General features: G+C 69.2%; 12 protein-coding genes and 1 pseudogene. 5 read left to right on the forward strand and 8 right to left on the reverse strand.

What is annotated here, in order from left to right; translation table 11 throughout:
- Nucleotides 1-228: 228 nt before the first annotated feature.
- Nucleotides 229-819: a dephospho-CoA kinase gene (gene coaE, locus ACZ6O0_RS18330; protein WP_465766097.1), complete on the reverse strand. Its 591-nt coding sequence runs from the start codon at nucleotides 817-819 to the stop codon at nucleotides 229-231.
- Nucleotides 820-855: 36 nt separating this feature from the next.
- Between coaE and ACZ6O0_RS18335 the strand changes: the two genes are divergently transcribed.
- Nucleotides 856-1,497 carry a hypothetical protein gene (locus tag ACZ6O0_RS18335; protein WP_465766098.1) on the forward strand — a complete coding sequence of 214 codons (642 nt, stop codon included), beginning with the start codon at nucleotides 856-858 and terminating at the stop codon, nucleotides 1,495-1,497.
- Nucleotides 1,498-1,564: 67 nt separating this feature from the next.
- Here ACZ6O0_RS18335 and rpsA read toward each other — a convergent pair whose 3' ends face one another.
- Together rpsA and ACZ6O0_RS18345 are read right to left on the reverse strand one after the other, a co-directional pair.
- Nucleotides 1,565-3,043, reverse strand: a complete 1,479-nt coding sequence (rpsA, locus tag ACZ6O0_RS18340) for a 30S ribosomal protein S1 (protein ID WP_465766099.1) — start codon at nucleotides 3,041-3,043, stop codon at nucleotides 1,565-1,567.
- A gap of 250 nt (nucleotides 3,044-3,293) precedes the next feature.
- Nucleotides 3,294-4,184 carry a phosphotransferase family protein gene (locus ACZ6O0_RS18345; protein ID WP_465766100.1) on the reverse strand — a complete coding sequence of 297 codons (891 nt, stop codon included), beginning with the start codon at nucleotides 4,182-4,184 and terminating at the stop codon, nucleotides 3,294-3,296.
- Nucleotides 4,185-4,209: 25 nt separating this feature from the next.
- Here ACZ6O0_RS18345 and ACZ6O0_RS18350 point away from each other — a divergent pair, with 25 nt between their 5' ends.
- Complete coding sequence (locus ACZ6O0_RS18350) at nucleotides 4,210-5,001, forward strand: class I SAM-dependent methyltransferase (RefSeq protein ID WP_465766101.1); 792 nt, start codon at nucleotides 4,210-4,212, stop codon at nucleotides 4,999-5,001.
- On the opposite strand, the gene pgfA is transcribed toward ACZ6O0_RS18350, so the two are convergent.
- On the reverse strand, nucleotides 4,960-6,048 hold the full coding sequence (gene pgfA / locus ACZ6O0_RS18355; RefSeq protein WP_465766102.1) for a cell envelope lipid trafficking protein PgfA: 1,089 nt from the start codon (nucleotides 6,046-6,048) through the stop codon (nucleotides 4,960-4,962). The two genes, ACZ6O0_RS18350 and pgfA, sit on opposite strands and share 42 nt — an antisense overlap.
- Nucleotides 6,049-6,148: 100 nt before the next feature.
- On the opposite strand from pgfA, the gene ACZ6O0_RS18360 reads away from it, so the two are divergent.
- On the forward strand, nucleotides 6,149-7,909 hold the full coding sequence (locus ACZ6O0_RS18360; protein WP_465766103.1) for a hypothetical protein: 1,761 nt from the start codon (nucleotides 6,149-6,151) through the stop codon (nucleotides 7,907-7,909).
- A pseudogene (locus ACZ6O0_RS18365) lies at nucleotides 7,906-8,940 on the forward strand (acyltransferase family protein); the annotation flags it as partial. The gene ACZ6O0_RS18360 and the pseudogene ACZ6O0_RS18365, both read left to right, overlap by 4 nt.
- Nucleotides 8,941-8,966: 26 nt before the next feature.
- Here ACZ6O0_RS18365 and ACZ6O0_RS18370 read toward each other — a convergent pair.
- Nucleotides 8,967-13,091: an alpha-(1->3)-arabinofuranosyltransferase domain-containing protein gene (locus tag ACZ6O0_RS18370; RefSeq protein WP_465766104.1), complete on the reverse strand. Its 4,125-nt coding sequence runs from the start codon at nucleotides 13,089-13,091 to the stop codon at nucleotides 8,967-8,969.
- A complete protein-coding gene (locus tag ACZ6O0_RS18375; protein ID WP_465766427.1) occupies nucleotides 13,079-13,834 on the reverse strand; it encodes a class I SAM-dependent methyltransferase in 756 nt (251 codons plus the stop codon). Before ACZ6O0_RS18375 ends, ACZ6O0_RS18370 begins: the two co-directional genes overlap by 13 nt.
- Nucleotides 13,835-13,951: 117 nt before the next feature.
- On the opposite strand from ACZ6O0_RS18375, the gene ACZ6O0_RS18380 reads away from it, so the two are divergent.
- Nucleotides 13,952-15,136 (forward strand): glycosyltransferase family 4 protein, encoded by a 1,185-nt coding sequence (locus tag ACZ6O0_RS18380; RefSeq protein ID WP_465766105.1) that lies wholly within the window; start codon nucleotides 13,952-13,954, stop codon nucleotides 15,134-15,136.
- On the opposite strand, the gene ACZ6O0_RS18385 is transcribed toward ACZ6O0_RS18380, so the two are convergent.
- Complete coding sequence (locus ACZ6O0_RS18385; RefSeq protein WP_465766428.1) at nucleotides 15,024-15,284, reverse strand: DUF2613 family protein; 261 nt, start codon at nucleotides 15,282-15,284, stop codon at nucleotides 15,024-15,026. The two genes, ACZ6O0_RS18380 and ACZ6O0_RS18385, sit on opposite strands and share 113 nt — an antisense overlap.
- The gene (locus ACZ6O0_RS18390) at nucleotides 15,176-16,888 is read right to left on the reverse strand and encodes an MmpA family trehalose lipid delivery protein (RefSeq protein ID WP_465766106.1); all 1,713 of its coding nucleotides are present in this window, start codon (nucleotides 16,886-16,888) and stop codon (nucleotides 15,176-15,178) included. The genes ACZ6O0_RS18385 and ACZ6O0_RS18390 overlap by 109 nt, the downstream gene beginning before the upstream one ends.
- Nucleotides 16,889-16,913 lie beyond the last annotated feature (25 nt).

Below are 16,913 nucleotides of genomic sequence, written 5' to 3' on the forward strand. Positions count from 1 at the left end.
ATCGTTGCCACAGTGATGGCAGAAGTGCGACACCTCGGGGAAGTCAGAGTTGCAGCGCGGGCAGACCACGCCATCCTCCCAACGTCGGACGTCCGGACCGGCGCGGGGCGCGCCGTCGGTGGCCGGCCCGCTCACTCCCGGGCCGAACCGGGACAGATTCTCGTACAGCCGGTCCCGGATTCATCATTTCCCGCGCAGGGGTCACCTTTTCGTGTCCGGACCGTGCCCTCAGCGGTCCTGCAAGGCGGCCCACACCTCGTCGATCCGCCGGTCCAGGTCGGCGAGCGAGCCGGAGTTGTCCACGACGAGATCGGCCACCGCGAGCCGGTCCTCCCGCGCCGCCTGACTGGCGATCCGCTGCCTGGCTTCCGCGTCAGTCATTCCCCGCTGCGACGTCAACCGCTCCAGCTGGATGTCCATCGGGCTGTCGACCACCAGGACGACGTCGAACCTGTCCGCCTGACCGGTCTCCACCAGCAGGGGAATGTCGTGGACGACGATCGCGCCGGCGGGCGCCTGCGCCTCGATCTCGGCGGCCCGGGCCCGGACCCGCGGATGGATGATCGCCTCCAGCCTCCGCCGGGCCGGCTCGTCACCGAACACGATCCGCCCGAGCGCCGGACGATCCAGCTCACCCTCGCCGGTCAGTACGCCGTCGCCGAACGCCGCGACCACCTCGGCCAGCCCGTCGGTGCCCTTGGCGACCACCTCGCGCGCGAGCACGTCCGAGTCGATCACCACCGCTCCCCGGGCCGCCAGCCGCGCCGACACCGCACTCTTCCCGGACCCGATCCCACCGGTCAGTCCCACTCTCAGCACGCCAGCACCTTAGTCAGCCGCGGCCTAACATGACTTATGGGGTGGTTTCGACGCCGGGCCGCACTCGAGCTCCGGCAGATCCGATCGATGGCCGACGAGGATGTGATCCAGTTCGGCGAAGAGCTCGCGCGCTTCGGCGAGACTCAGACGGGCGAGTTCGATGCCGAGACCCGGCACGACTACCAGTCCGCTCTCGATTCCTACCAGTCCGCGCGGCGGATGGTCGACAAGCTGACGTCGGCCGACTCGGTCAGCGAGGTGCTCGACACCCTCACCGCGGGTCGCTACGCGCTGGCGTGCGCCCGGGCCCGGGCTACGGGCGCTCCGCTGCCGGAGCGGCGTACGCCCTGCTTCTTCAACCCGCAGCACGGCCCGTCGAGCACCGATGTGGTCTGGACGCCGGCCAACGGGCCGACCCGCAGAGTGCCGGCCTGTGCACAGGACGCGGCTCGCATCCGGGCCGGCGAGGACCCACCGGTCCGCTTGGTCCGGTACGGCGAGGTCCAGGTGCCGGCCTGGGAGGCAGGGGGCCCGAACGAGCCGTACAAGGTCGGCTTCTTCGCCGCCAGCTCGGCCCGGGCGCAGGTGATCGAGCTGAAGATCCAGCTCAAGGGCGAGGGCCGCGGCCGCTGGGGCATCGACTTCGGCAAGCGGAAGCCGCGCCTGCCGTACGACTGACAGGCGAGACCCCCGCACCCAGTACGGGGGTGCGGGGGTCTCGGGTCCTGCGACTACCGGGTCAGGATCAGCCCTGGCCGGTCAGCTTCTCGCGGAGGGCCTGCAGCGCCTCGTCGGAAGCGAGCGCACCCTCGACGGGCGCGTCGTCCTTCGGAGCCGCGGCGGAGGAGTACGTCGACGCCTCGCCTGCCTCGACGTCCGCCGTCTTGGCGTCCTCGATCTGCTTCTTGTGGGCCTCCCACCGCGTGTGGGCCTCGGCGTACTGCCGCTCCCACTCCTCGCGCTGGGCGTCGAAGCCCTCGAGCCACTCGCCGGTCTCCGGGTCGAAGCCCTCGGGGTAGACGTAGTTGCCCTGGTCGTCGTACGTCGCGGTCATGCCGTACAGCGTCGGGTCGAAGTCGTCCGAGACCGGGTCGACACCCTCGTTGGCCTGCTTCAGCGACAGCGAGATCCGGCGCCGCTCCAGGTCGATGTCGATGATCTTGACCATGACGTCGTCGTTGACCTGGACGACCTGCTCCGGGATCTCGACGTGCCGCTCGGCCAGCTCGGAGATGTGCACCAGACCCTCGATGCCCTCCTCGACGCGGACGAACGCACCGAACGGAACCAGCTTGGTGACCTTGCCGGGCACGATCTGGCCCATCTGGTGGGTCCGGGCGAACTGCTGCCACGGGTCTTCCTGGGTCGCCTTCAGCGACAGCGAGACGCGCTCGCGGTCCATGTCGACGTCCAGCACCTCGACGGTGACCTCCTGGCCGACCTCGACCACCTCGGTCGGGTGGTCGATGTGCTTCCAGGACAGCTCCGAGACGTGCACCAGACCGTCGACGCCGCCGAGGTCCACGAACGCACCGAAGTTGACGATCGAGGAGACGACACCCTTGCGGATCTGGCCCTTCTGCAGCTGGGTGAGGAAGTTCATCCGCACCTCGGACTGCGTCTGCTCCAGCCACGCCCGGCGGGACAGGACCACGTTGTTGCGGTTCTTGTCCAGCTCGATGATCTTGGCCTCGATCTCCTGGCCGACGTACGGCTGGAGGTCGCGGACCCGGCGCATCTCGACCAGGGAGGCCGGCAGGAAGCCGCGCAGGCCGATGTCCAGGATGAGACCACCCTTGACGACCTCGATGACGGTGCCGGTGACGACGCCGTCCTCTTCCTTGATCTTCTCGATCGTGCCCCAGGCCTTCTCGTACTGGGCGCGCTTCTTCGAGAGGATCAGACGGCCTTCCTTGTCCTCCTTCTGGAGAACCAGGGCCTCGACGTGGTCGCCGACGTTGACGACCTCGTTCGGGTCGACGTCGTGCTTGATCGACAGCTCGCGGGAGGGGATCACGCCCTCGGTCTTGTAACCGATGTCGAGCAGGACCTCGTCCCGGTCGACCTTGACGATGGTGCCCTCGACGATGTCGCCGTCGTTGAAGTACTTGATGGTCTGATCGATCGCCGCGAGGAAGTCTTCCTCCGACCCGATGTCATTGACCGCTACCTGCGGGGTGTTGCGCACTGCGGGGTCGAGAGGTGCCTCGATGCTGGCCGTCATGTGGTGGGTTGCTCCGTGGACTGGTGGTGTCGTGCGGGCGCGTCATGAGCCGTTGGATCGCACCAAACCGCTGGATTGCCTGAAGAGGACAGATTCACCACCGACTGCTGCGAGCACGAGCCTGCTCCGTCCGAGGTCGCGCAGGCCCATAGCGCATCTCACAGAATACCGGTCTTGACGAAGACAGCACAACCTGGGGCACCCGGTCCGTACCGGCCGCCCGCCGAGGTCTCCCGACGTGCCATTCATCTCAATGTACGACGTCCAGGGCGGGTCGTCCTCCAGAGAGGGTACTCGTGTCCGCCATCCGAGCCACGAGGTCGTGCGCGGCCGCGGCCACCTCGTGCTCCGTGGAGCGGGCGGCCAGGTCCAGGAGCGCCCACAGATCGGCCGCCCGGCCCAGGTCCACGAGCGGCTCCCCGAGCCCTAGCCCGCTCCCCCGGAGCACGCTCAGCACCGCCCCGGCCAGCACCGGGTCGACGCAGAACCGGAAAAGGTTTCCCAGATCCGCGTACGCCGATCCCGCGTGGGCGAACTCCCAGTCGATCAGCCCGGTGATCCGCGCGGTCGCCGGGTCCACCAGCAGGTTCTTCGGATTGAAGTCGCTGTGCACCAGGCAGACCCGGTCGGCGCCGTCGGCCAGCACGTCCTCGGCGGCCGCGACCACGCCGGCGAAATTCCGAGACTGCTCCGGACTGAACCCGAGGTCGAGGCCCGCCACGTACTGGTCCAGGTCGCCCAGCCCGAACGGCTCGATCGCCAGCTCGCCGTCGCGGAACATCCCGAAGGTGAGGAACGGCATCCCGCTCAGCCGCGCCAGGACCTCACCCAACTGCTCCCCGACCGTCCGGCGCTCGTCCTCCCCCGCCGTCTCCAGGTAGACCTGCAGGTTCACGCCCGGCAGCCGCTCGGTCAGCAGGTACGGCGGATCCTCGGCCGATCCTTCCCGCTTCGCCTCCAGCACCCGCGGCACCGGCAGCAGCCCGCGGACCAGCTGCAACAGAGCGGCGTCGACCGCCGCCCGCCCGGGATCCTTCACGTACAACTTCAGTACGGCGTCTTCACCGCCGGCGCTGACCGCATACGTGTGACCGCCGTACCCACCCGTCAGCGGAACCGCGCTGGCCGCGAAATCACTCATACCGCTGAACACTAGAGTTTGTCCCGTGAGCGGGCCGGTGCGGGTGGAGTTGACCGAGGCGGAGACTTCGCGGGCCAGCCGGGCCTACTGGAACTCGGCAGCCGACGAATATCTGGCCGACCACGGTGACTTCCTCGGCGACGACCGCTTCATCTGGTGCCCCGAGGGTGTCGACGAGGAGTCCGCCCAGCTCCTCGGTCCGGTCCGGGGCAAGCGGGTCCTCGAGGTCGGCTGCGGCGCCGCGCAGTGTTCGCGCTGGCTGGCCGGGCAGGGCGCGAACGTCGTTGCCTTCGACATCTCGATCGAGCAGTTGCGGATCGCGCGCCGGCTCGACGCGCGGACCGGCACCGCGGTCCGCACGGTCGCGGCCGATGCCGTGGCGCTGCCCTACAAGAGCAGCACCTTCGACATCGTCTGCTCGGCGTTCGGCGCGCTCCCGTTCGTCGCCGACGCCGAGACCGCGCTCCGCGAGATCGCCCGGACCCTCAAGCCGGGCGGGCTGCTCGTGTTCTCGGTGACGCACCCGTTCCGCTGGACCATGCCGGACGACCCCAGCCCGGCCGGTCTGCGGATCACCCATTCCTACTTCGACCGCACGCCGTACGTCGAGGTCGACGACGCCGGTACGCCGGTCTACGCCGAGCACCACCGCACCACCGGCGACTGGATTCGCGCACTCACCAGCGCCGGCTTCGTCGTCGACGACCTGCTCGAGCCCGAGTGGCCGGCCGGCCACGACCTGATCTGGGGCGGCTGGGGACCCGAGCGCGGCCGGCTAGTCCCCGGCACCGCCATCTGGTCGGCCCGAAGGACCTGACCGCAGCAGGACGAAGCCCAGCAGGAGCAGTCCGAGGATCAGCGAGAACAACGGCACCCAGAAGCCGATCAGGTGCAGCTGCGTCGCCTTCGACTGGTAGCCGCCTTCCTCGTGACCGTTCTCCGTCGCGCCCTTGACGTTCTTCTTCACCGTCGCGTCGTCGTAGGCGATCGTCACCTGCGTCGCGGTCAGCTTGTCCTCGCCGTTGTACGCGATGCTGGCGAACTGCTGCTCACGGCCCTTGATGATCGCGCCGGTGACCGGCTCGACCCACAGCGTCCGGGTGTTCTTGTACGTGCGCTGTGCCTCGACCGAGTCCCGTCCGGGCTCGTCGACCAGGTTGCCCGGGACCTCGAGCGGCTTCGCCAGCGGGACCTCCTGCTTCGGGATGTCCTGCTCGAAGACGTAGACCTTGAGCCCGTCCAGCTTGGTCGTCTCCTTGTAGGTGATCGGGAACGCCTTGCGCAGCGTGGTGTCCCAGAACTGGTAGGTCTTCTTCTCGGTGCCGAACGGGAACTTCAGCACCAGACCCTCGTGTCCCTTGAACAACGGGCTCTTCGGGTCGGGCTTGAGCCGGTCCGCCTTCTCCAGCGTGGTCGCGATGTACTCGCCGCTGTCGTCGTCACCCGACGGGTTCCAGCGCACGGCCTCGCCGGTGTGCGCGTCCAGCACGACCCGCTCCTGGACGAAGCTCAGCGGCATCAGGCCGGTCAGCGACGCGTCGTCGGGGAACTGGTAGTCCTTCGAGTCGTCCGTCACCACCGCGGTGTCGTAGACGACCACCTTGCGATTCAGCGCCTTGCTGATCTTCTCGGCCGCGGCCACGTCGCCGCGGACGGTCCGCCGCGCCTCGAGGTCGACGCCCTTCTTCTCCTTCAGGTCCGCGACGCTGAAGATGGTGGCGTCCGGTCCGGCCGACACCGTGTGCGCGAACTGGCCGGCGGGCGCCACCGCCAGCGTCGGATACGCATAGAACCTGGCCAGCGCCGCAACGCCGACGAAGAACACCCCGAGCCCGATCAACGCCGCTCGACTACGAGTCCCCACTGCATCCCCTCCTGGTCTGTCCGCGGGACGCTACCAGCGGGTAGCCACGTTGAACAGACGATGCGCGAGGGAATTTCGAACTGTCATATAGTCGCGCCGCATGAGGGGGATCCGGACGCTGCCGATGGCACCGCAGACATCGGCTCTCCGCGGCGTCGTGGTGGCGATCGCGGTGCTGCAGTCGGCCGTGCTCGGACTGCTCGCGCGCCGGGGCTCGTGGTTGAGCGACGACCTCGACTTCCTGGTCCAGGGCAGTCGCGGCTTCGCGCCGGCCGAGCTGCTCACGCCGGTCAACGACCACATCGCGCCGGGCCTGCGGTTCGTCTACGCGGTCTTCGCCGCGATCGCTCCGCTCGACCACGACTTCACCGTCGGCTGGCGGGTGGTGATGCAGGCGATCGCGATCGTGCTGATGGGCCTGTTGCTGCTCCGGATCCTCGGGTCGAACTGGTGGGTCGTCGCCGGCACGCTCTTCTACGCGCTGACCCCGCTCAGCATGCCGTCGTTCATGTCGTTGTCGAGTGGCGTCAACAACCTGTCCGCGCACGTCTTCGGCCTGCTGTTGCTGCACGCAACCATCGACTGGTCCGACGGCCATCGCCGGCGAGCCGTTGCCTACGGCCCCTTGTCGCTGCTGATCACGCTGGCCTGCTGGGAGAAGTCCGCACTGATTCTGGTCACGGCCGTCGCCCTCGCCCTCTATCTGCGCACCGATCCGATCCGCGGCTGGCTGCGCCGGACCTGGCCGTTCGCCGTCGCGCTCACCGCGCCGATCATTGCCTTTGGCATCGTCTACCTGTCCCGCGGCAACCCCTCGGCAGGTCACCTGCCGGGTCCGGGTGCCCTGCTGAACGCCCTCGCTCGCGGGTTCGGTGTCGTGCTGGGTGCGCTGGTCGGCGGGCCTTGGCAGTGGGACACGTTCAGCGTCATGAGCCTGGCGGCGGCACCGGTGGCAGCCGTCGTTCTCGGCGGTGTGGTGGCTGTGCTGCTCCTGCTCACGGCGTGGCGCCGGGATCGGCGCGCATTACTGATGTGGGGGTCCGTGGCGGTCTACGTGGTGGTGACCGTGGTCCTGGTTTCCTACGGACGGTTCACCCTGCTGGGGAGTCTGCTCACCTCGTACTACCACTATTGGTCCGATCTCTCGATCCCGCTCACCCTGGCCGTGGTGCTGTCGCTGAGCACGGTCCAGTTGCGGATCTTCGCCGTGGTCCCGGTCGCCTTGCTGATCGCGGGTGTGGTCGTGTCGGACACCGGGTTCGCCAGAGAGTGGGGGAAGAACCCGGCCAAGGCGTACTTCGCCACCGTGACCGCCGAGCTGGACCGGGCCGGGCCGAACGTGAACCTCTGGGACACGTCCATGCCATCGCCGATCGTGAACTCCCTGATGCCCGACACCCGGCTCTCACCGGTGCTGAGGATAGCCGGGATCCCGTTCCAGTTGCAGTCTCCGAGCAGTGAGCCGCTGATCGTTGACGGCACCGGGCACCTGCGTCCGTCCCAGCTGACGGTGTGGTCGCGCAGCGAGCCCACCAAGGAGTCGAACTCCTTCTGCAACCACCTGCAGCACGGCACCGAGACGGTCGTCATCCCGCTGGCCCCGACCCAGAGCAAGGTCGCCACCGCGAACTGGTTCGTCAAGGCCGCCTACTTCTCCGACCGGGAGAACCAGGTGACGGTCGAGCTCGTCGACGCCAAGGGCAACGTCGCGGCGCTGCCGGCCGCGCGGTGGCCCGCGGGGCTGGGCAGCATGTACTTCGGTCCGTCGCCGCTGATCAAAGCCACGGCGGCGCGGCTACGCTCCTCCGATCCCGCAACGAACCTGTGCGTGCAAACCCTCGAGATCGGACTGCCCAGATGAGGACCAGATTCCCGGCGCTGGACGGACTGCGGGCCATCGGTGCGCTCGCGGTGCTCACGACGCATGTCGGGTTCCACACCGGCGCGTCGGTGCACGGGCCGTTCGCCGGGATCCTGTCGCGGATGGACGTCGGCGTGGCGATCTTCTTCGCGATCTCCGGGTTCCTGCTCTACCGGCCGCACGCGGTCGCGTGGTTCGAAGGCACGCTGCCCCCGCTCACCCTGCCCTACCTGCGCAATCGGGCCTTGCGGATCCTGCCCGCCCTCTGGGTCGCCGTAGTACTCGCCGCACTGCTCGTACCGCGCAAGGACGGCGTGACGTGGGCGACGTACCTCGAGCACGCGACACTCACCCAGATCTACTTCGACGGGCTGGCGGCGGACGGGCTCACCCAGATGTGGAGCCTGGCCACCGAGGTCGCGTTCTACCTGCTGCTGCCCGCGCTGGCGAAGCTTCTGACCGGGTACGAGCGTCCCACCCGGCGCAGCGTGCGCTGGCGACTCGTCGTCCTCGGTGTGCTGACGATTCTCGGGCCGGTGTGGATGGCCGCGGTGAACGCGACCGGCCATCCACAGGCCGGCCTCTGGCTGCCCGGGTACCTCGGCTGGTTCGCGGTCGGCATGGGATTCGCACTGTGGCAGGTGGCTCGCGCCAGCGGGCGGCTCGGGCCGTCCACCCTGGACACGCTCACCAAGATCCCAGGAACCGTCTGGGGAATCGCAGTGGCCCTCCTCCTGATCGCTGCAACCCCCATTGCCGGGCCGTACAGCCTGGTCACTTCCAGCCCGGGCCAGGCGTTCGTGAAGAGCCTTCTCTACACCGGCGTCGCCGCGTGCGTGCTGTTCCCGGCCGTCACACCCACCGCGCGAACAGAGCGGGTCCTGGGCGGCAGAGTCGGTCACGTCGCCGGCGACATCTCGTACGGCGTCTTCGCGTACCACCTGATCGTGCTGAGCCTGGTCGAGCAGATCAGCGGCTACGACCTGTTCAGCGGGAAGTTCGCGCTCCTGTTCTTCCCCACACTCATCCTGTCCGCCGCCGTCGCCGCGGCGAGCTACTACGGGATGGAGCGGCCCGTCATGCGCCTCGGCAGGCGGGACAAGTCGTACGACGTCTCACCGGTGGACGCGGACAGCAGGGCCAACGCGCAGGCGAAGACGATCGACGCCTGGACGACTCCCGAGGTCACGCCCGCTCCCCCGGCCGGCCAGGGCTGAACCACCGCGACCAGAGTCCCGAACATCCCCGCCGCGGCGACCACGACGAGCAGCACCCATCTGGACAAGAACCACGAGCAGACTGCGGCCACCGCGACCGCACCCAGACCGATCCAGCCGGACATGAACCACCCCGCGGCCAGACTGATGCCCAGCGCGAGCCATGGTCCGATGCTGCGGCCTTCCCGTAGCCCGTGACCCGAGTGCCGCGACCTGCGCCGCCGGACGAACACCGCCATGCCGAGGACCGTCAACAGACCGAGCAGCCCGACCAACAGGCCGGCCCGGTACGTCCGGTCCGGCATGAAGCGAGCGGTGACGACTTGCTCGGGGCCTGCCGGTAGCACCCAGCCCTGCTGCCAGCCCTCGACGCGGATCGGCGTGAGCTTGTGGCCGCTGCCGTCGTACGCCTCCCAGCCCTCGTTGTAGTTCTGGGCGACGGTCAGCACCGACTGCTCGTCCGCGGCCGGCACCTCGGCGGTGAGCTCGGCGGGGTTGGGACGCCACACGTCCACGCTCTGCACCGGCGTCACCGACACGTCGCCGAACCCGGCTTTGGTCAGCGTGGCCTCGGTGGGTACGAAGCCGCCGGCGGCCAGGACGTCCACGTTGTGCCGTCCGGCCGGCAATGGCACCCCGGAGTCCTTCCCGCACGCGGTGAACGTGACCGGTCGCCGCTGCAGCAGATCGCGCACGGTCGCCTTCACCTGAGTGCCCACCTGTACGCCGTCGACGCGGACGCCGGGCCCGTACCCGCAGTACGCCCCGGTCCGGCCGTTCAGGTCGAGCGCCTTGCGGAGATCGTCGGCACCGAGCACCCGCAGTTCGGCCACGCCGACCGGTGCGGTCCGCGCGTACCCGGTCGCTGAGTCGTAGTCGATCATCGGCCTGGTCTCGGCGAAGTCCACCTCGACCGTCCGCGCCTTGCGCGCGCCGAAGCGGACGTAGCCCTCGGGATCCACCGTGCTCCGCGTCGGGGGGCCGCCGTCGAACCGCAGCAGCACCTCGGTCGGCCGGGACGCGGTCAGGTACGGATCGCTGAGGAACTGCAGCCCGGTCAGCTCCCTTGCCCTGGGCAATCTCAAGGTCAGGCTCGGCGCCGGGTCGCTCGGATCCGCGACCCAGCCGGTGCCGAGGTCGCGGTCGACGGCCGCACCAGGCCGTCCCTCCGGAGCCGTGACGGCCCGGGACGAGGCGGAGGCGGTGATGGCACCCGGCACCACGAGCATGCGTTCGAGATCCGCGCCGTCCTTGGGCAGCGCGGTCCCGTGCAGCTGGTACGACGCCGCCTGTGGCAGCTCGACGCTGCGCAAGAGCCCGGTCGGCTCCTCCGAGTCCTTGGCCTCGCCCGGCCGGCACAGCGGCCGCGTGTCGACGTGAAGGCAGGCAGACCGCCCGATCTGCTGGTTCCTGAACACCAGTGCGCTCGGCTGCCGATCTGTGGCCGGCACGCTGAGCCTGCTGACCGCCTGCAGGCCCGGCAGCGTCACCTCGGCGATCGACACCCCGTTCGGGTTCTTGCCGTCGGTCACTCCGACACTGAGCCGCAGCCGCTGCGTCTTGCCCGGTGGAGTCGGGATGCTCTGCGGATCGGCCGATCCCGAGACCACCGAGGTCACCGATCCGGCATCCGTCTCGACCTGCAGGGTCCGGACCGCTTCGGTGGTCGGCGGTGCGAGCGAGAACTGGACCTCGAGGCCGTCGACCGTGCGCGGCGACGCGAACGTCAGCTCCAGCCACTCACCATTGCTCCGGCCGAACGTCCCCGAGATCCAGCGACTGGACGGATCACCATCCACCGCGGCGAACGGTCCGTTGCCCGGTCCGGTCCGCAACGTGGCATCCGCATCCGCCGCGGACGAGGACGCCCGTACGTCGACGATGCCGCCACCCCACGTCCGGGTCGTACTCGGTGCGTTGGCATCGACGTCGTACCCGAGGGTGCGGCGATGCTGGCGGCCTGGTTCGGCCTGCGTGAGCACGGGTGAGTAGTTCTCCGCCGGGCGGCCGACCGACACCTCACGGCGTTGCATGCCGTCGGTCTGGATCAGCGGCAGCCCGTCGAACCGGCCGGCGGCGTCGGAACTGGTGATCGCGTCCCGGTCGCCACCGAGCGCCGTCAACGCGGCCGGTACGTCCTCGGCCGCGCCGCGGACCTCCACGAGTTGCGACTGCGGGATCAGCCGGCCGGCACTGGTGTCACCGACGTCGTAGATCTCCACACTCGGGTACGGCAGTCGCGTGTGTCCGTCGAGTGTCACGTCGGGCTGCTCGATGCTGCTGCCGGTCGCCGGCCCGAAGTGCGCGACCCGGTTGATCCCGGACTCGGCCAGGCTTTCGTGGACCGCCAGCGTCGGCGTCACTTGCGCGTCGAACCTGAGGTCGTTGCGCACGACGACGTACCGAACGCCCGCGCGTACGAGGGCCTGCCGCAGAGTCTGGTCACCGACGCCAGATCCGAGCCGGCGTTCCACCTCGTCCAGCCATCGCGTCGTCCCGGCCGACCCCAGCGGTACGGCGTCCCGCACGGCCATGGGTCGCTTGAGTAGGGCCTGGAACGGCTCATCCTTCGTCGATCCCCACGTGAAGTCGGCGAACGACGCGGCCGGGACAACCAGCACACTGCCCGGTGCGGACTGGTTGTCGAGCCAGGTCGCGGCCTCGCGCCAGTGCGCGGGGATGGCGTCGTACGACTCGTGTCTGGGCAGCTGACCGAAGATGGCCGGCGTCGCGACCGAGACGATCAGGCAGGCGGCCAAGGCCGGGACAACCCGGCGGTGGATCCCGCGCGCCACGGACCACTCGGCGAGCCGGCTCAGTGAATGCGCTGCGGCCAGAGTCAGCGGCAGCCGGACGACCAGCTCGAACTTATGCGTGTTGCGCAGTGCAGCGAGTGGTCCGTCGAGCAGGTCCTGCAGCTGCGGAGCCAGTGGTGAGCCGGCCGCGCCGGCGTGGCCGAGCGTCACCAGCAGGAGGCCGACGACGAGTGACAACTGCAGGAAGCCGCGGTTCTTCAGCGAGCCCATCGCCAGCCCTGCCAGGCCTAGCAGGGCGATGACCGCGGTGATGAGGATCAGCGTCGGCTGCGTGACATAGAGCCAGCCCGCCGGCCAGCTCGGTCCGCCACCGCCGGCCAGGAAGTTCAGCCACTGCGACGTACCACGGAAGGACTCGAACACACTCGCCGTGCCGGTCGTCACCGCCGCGTCCTCGATCCAGTCGAGGAACGGCGGGCTGTACCGGCCGAGCAGCAATAGCGGCACGAGCCACCAGACCGACACCGCGACCACGCAGCCGAACCAGCCGACCATCACCTTCACCGTCGATCGGTCCAGCCGCCGTGTGATCAGCCAGATCGCCGGCAGTACGAGCGTCGCACCGGTGGCGACCGCGTTGACTCCGCCGACCAGCGCGAACGCCACGGCCGACCAACCGACCCGCCACCAGCCGGAGCGGGCGCGCGGGGTGACGAGTGGCAGGAGTACCCACGGAGCCATGGCGATCGGCCAGACCTCGACGGACGTGATCGAGAGCTCGCCGAGCATGCGCGGACTCAACGCGTAGAACAGCGCGACGGCGAAGCGCGTCCAGGGCACGCCGTACTGCAGGGCGTTGCAGAGCTTCCAGACACCGAGGAAGGCGACGCACAGGACCAGGGACCACCAGAGGCGCTGCGTGATCCAGTCCGGCACGGACAGCGAATCCAGGAGCCAGTGGAACGGGCCCATGGGCAGCAGGTATCCGTAGGCCTGGTTCTGAAGCTGACCGAACGCTCCCTGCGGATCCCACAGGTGCAGTGCCCGGACAAGGAAGCCACCGGGCGCGGCGGTGAGGTCGAGCTTGGTGTCGGGCACGATCCTGCCGGGTGCCTGGTGGAAGCACAGGGCGATCAGGACCAGGCAGCCCAGCACGAGCCTCGCTCGCCAGACCACCTGCTCCGAACTGCCGGCCTTCAGTCTCCGCATCGCCGCCGGAGTACCAGGACGAGGTTCCAGGTCACGATCTCCCGCACACCGGGCACGGCGAGTACGCCGTACGCCCAGCGCGGGTGATACCTCGGCAGTGCCGCGACCAGGTCCGCGTCCGGGCAGGAGCGAGCCCAGCGCAGTCCGCCGGCCACGGTGATCGGGAACAGCGACTCACCGAACCTGTTCTTCGGCGGATGGCCCTGCCGGCGCTCGTACCGACTCGCGGCGCGGTGTCCGCCGAGGTAGTGCCACGGCGCCGTCTCGTGGCCGCCGTGCGGTCCCCACCAGCCGGTGTACGACAGGAAGACCGTCCCACCGGGCCGGGTGACCCGGACCAACTCGTCAGCCATCAGCCACGGGTCGGGCACGTGCTCGAGCACGTTGGACGAGAAGCAGATGTCGACTGTGGCGTCCGCAACCGGCAGAGCCATGCCGCTGCCGAGCACTGTGCCCGGTGTGGGCTCACCGCGGCCGCTCAGCTCGCCGAGGTCGGAGTCGATCGCGTAGTACGTCGCTCCCGCCTGGCGGAACGCGTCGGCGAAGTACCCGGGTCCGCCCCCGACGTCGAGCATCAGCGCACCGCGCAGATCGGCGTACTGCCGCAGTTGGCCGACCGAGTCTTCGGCCAGCGTTTCGTAGAAGCGATCCGGGTCGGTCTGCTCGACACCGAACGCCCGGAACAGCCGGATCGCACGGCCGAGACCGGCCGTCCACTCCGCTCTGCCGGTGGCGTTCGTCATCAGTTGCACAGGCGGGACATTAACGGATCTCGCGAGGTCTGGCGGACATCGTTACTCCTTGGTAACGTCCCCGGCCATTACCTCGGGGGAGGTGACCGGAGGGGTGGGGCTGACCAGGTGCGTGCGCAGAGCGTGCTGTTGCTGAATTGGCGGGACACGACGAACCCGGAGGGCGGAGGTTCCGAGCGGTATGTGGAGGAGGTGGCCAGAGGCCTTGCGGCATTGGGCTGGTCGGTGACCGTGCTGTGCGCGGCGTACCCGGGGAGCCCCCGCGAAGCGCGTCGCGACGACGTGCGGTACGTGTACCGGGGTACCAAGGTGACCGTGTACCTGCGCGGTCTCCTGCACACCTGGCTGCGCCGGCCGGACCGCGTTGTCGATGTGCAGAACGGACTCCCATTCTTTACCCGTCTCGTACGTCGTACCGTCGTCGTCCTCGTGCATCACGTGCACCAGGAGCAGTGGCAGGTCGTGTACCCGGGCTGGCGCGGCCGGCTCGGATGGTGGCTGGAGTCCCGCGTCGCACCACGCTTGTACGCCGATTGTCCTTACGTGACCGTGTCATCCGCCTCACGCGACGAGCTGCTCGGCCTGGGTGTCACGGACATCGAGGTGATCCATAACGGCACCGATCCGGCACCGCCGCGCCGGCGACCGAAGGCATCCGCGCCGACCGTGGTGTGCGTCGGCCGCCTCGTTCCGCACAAGCAGCTCGAGCATGCCGTCGATGCGATCGCCCATGCCCGCACAGTCGTGCCCGACGCCCGGCTGGTGGTGGTCGGCTCGGGCTGGTGGGAGGACTCGCTGCGCGCGTACGTCGAAGAGCTCGGTCTGGTGGACGCGGTCGAGTTCCGCGGCCATGTCAGCGAGGACGACAAGCACGCGGCGTACGACGAGGCCTGGGTGCTCGCGCTGCCGAGCCTCAAGGAAGGCTGGGGTCTCGTCGTCGGCGAGGCCGCGGGACACGCCGTACCGACGGTGGCCTACCGCAGTGCCGGCGGCCCGAAGGAGTCCGTGCACGACGGAGTCTCGGGAGTGCTGGTGGACAGCCCGGACGAGTTCACCGAGGCGATCACTGGGCTGCTGCGGGACGACGCCCTGCGGCAGCGGCTGTCGGACGGAGCGTCGGCCAGTGCGGGCAGATTCACCTGGTGTGCCGCCGCACTGGCCTTCGACCGGCTGCTGACGCCTACTTCACCCCGTAGCCGACGATCGGATCGTCCGCCTGCCCCTGCGTCTGGGCAGGCGGCGGGGCCGGGTCGTCCTTCACCGACTGCACCACCCCGACAACCGTCGTGGTAGCCACCGCGAGTCCGGCGAGTACGGCGATGGCCGCACCGATCAGTGATCCCATGAAACGTGTCCCCTCCCGGTCAAGTGAACCGAAGAGTAACAACGCCGGACCAGAGACACCAGAGCGGCGATCAAGGTCGTTGCCGCGGCCGCCCAGGCAGCCAGTACGACGAGAGTCCGCCAGAGCGCACGCTCTTGCGGAACAGGCGTCCCGGCGAGTCGGTAGACCGTCACCGTCGGGCCGGAGAACTCCTCGGTGAGTCCGCGCATGAGAGTCCATGGCGTCGGTCCGCCGGCTTCGAGGTCGACCACCACCCACCCGACGCCCTGCTGCAGCAAGGCTTCGGTCGGATCCGTCTTGTCGCGCATGGCCGCACGGACCGCGGTCGCCACCGCGGCGGCGCTCGGGTCCTCCCCCGCGAGCCGGTGACCGCTCACGATCAGCTCGTCGGGAACGACCGCCGGCTGGGCGAAGTACCGGGGCATCGGGTCGAGCACCGGGCGGCGCCCGTTCCACACCGGTGCGCGATAGGACTCGAACGGCCAGGGGATGAACCGGCCGGCGACAGCGTGTTGTGCCTGCGCCCAGTCGGCCGGGTAATGCGACACGTGCAGACCGGCTCCGCCGGAGAGTGCGGTCAGCGCTGCGATCGGCAGTAGCACCGCGGTGACTCCAACGACCTTCTGCAGGTGCACGTGTTTCAGCACGGCAGCGACGGCGACACCGAAGCCGATGCACTCGAGCAGAACCAGTGGTGGCAGGTAGCGCTGACCGTCGCGGAACAGTCCGGCTCCAGGTACGTGCGCGACGACCTGAGCGAACGCACCTGGCGCCACGACCCCGGCCATCCCGATGAGCAGCGCAACGACCGCAGCCACGACGAAGGCACCCACCAGGCGCTCTCGTCGCCACCACAGGGCCACTCCGACCACCGAGGCAAGCAGCATGACGAAGGCGAAGATCAGTGGCAACAAGTCACCTCGGTTGCCCGGGACAACGTTCGCGTTCCAGGCGCCGCCCAAGGTGAGCAAGGTCGGCAGTGTGCCGCCGTAGCCCTCGTCACGAGCGGCGAAGGCGGCCACCGAGGCGGGGTCGGTGGTCGAACTGCCGCCATGCGTGAGGCCCGCCACCAGCCAAGGTGCGTTCAGCAGGACGGCCGCACCCAACGGCCACAGCTTCGGTGTTCGCGGTGGCCACAGCAGGATCAGCGCAGCGAGCAACAGTCCGGTGATTCCACCGGATGCGGTCAGCGCGCACCCGGCGGATGCGATCACGAAGCCGGGCCAGCCTTCACCCCGGCGCAGTCTGACCGCGGACCGCGCGAGCCACGGCAGGGCGGCGTACCCGAGGAGGAGGGCCCAGGCGCCGAGGCGGAGACGTTCGGCGACGAAGGGGTTCCAGAGGTACAGGGTCGCGGCGGCAGCGCCCGGCAGCGCGCCGCCCAGCCGGAGCTCACGCCAGAGGGCCGTCATCCCGAGGCCGGACAGTAGCGGAATGGCTACCAGAACCAGCTTGTCGAGGACCTCCCCGCCGGTGACCTCGTCGGCCAGGGCGACGAGAATGTCAGAGGGAACCGCCCGCGGCATGGCCGTTGTGACGCCGAACAGGTCAAGCCGTACGGTGAGGTCCGGCACGAACACCAGGTCGTACCCGACCACGAAGCCCGGAGCGAGCAGCGGAGCAGTGATCAGCAGGGTGAGCAGGACAGGCCACAACCACGGCAGGACGCGCTGCGCACGTTCTGACGGACGTTCTGACATGACCATCTCCCCCACCCAATGCCCT

This window comes from Kribbella sp. NPDC048837, from assembly GCF_055586945.1.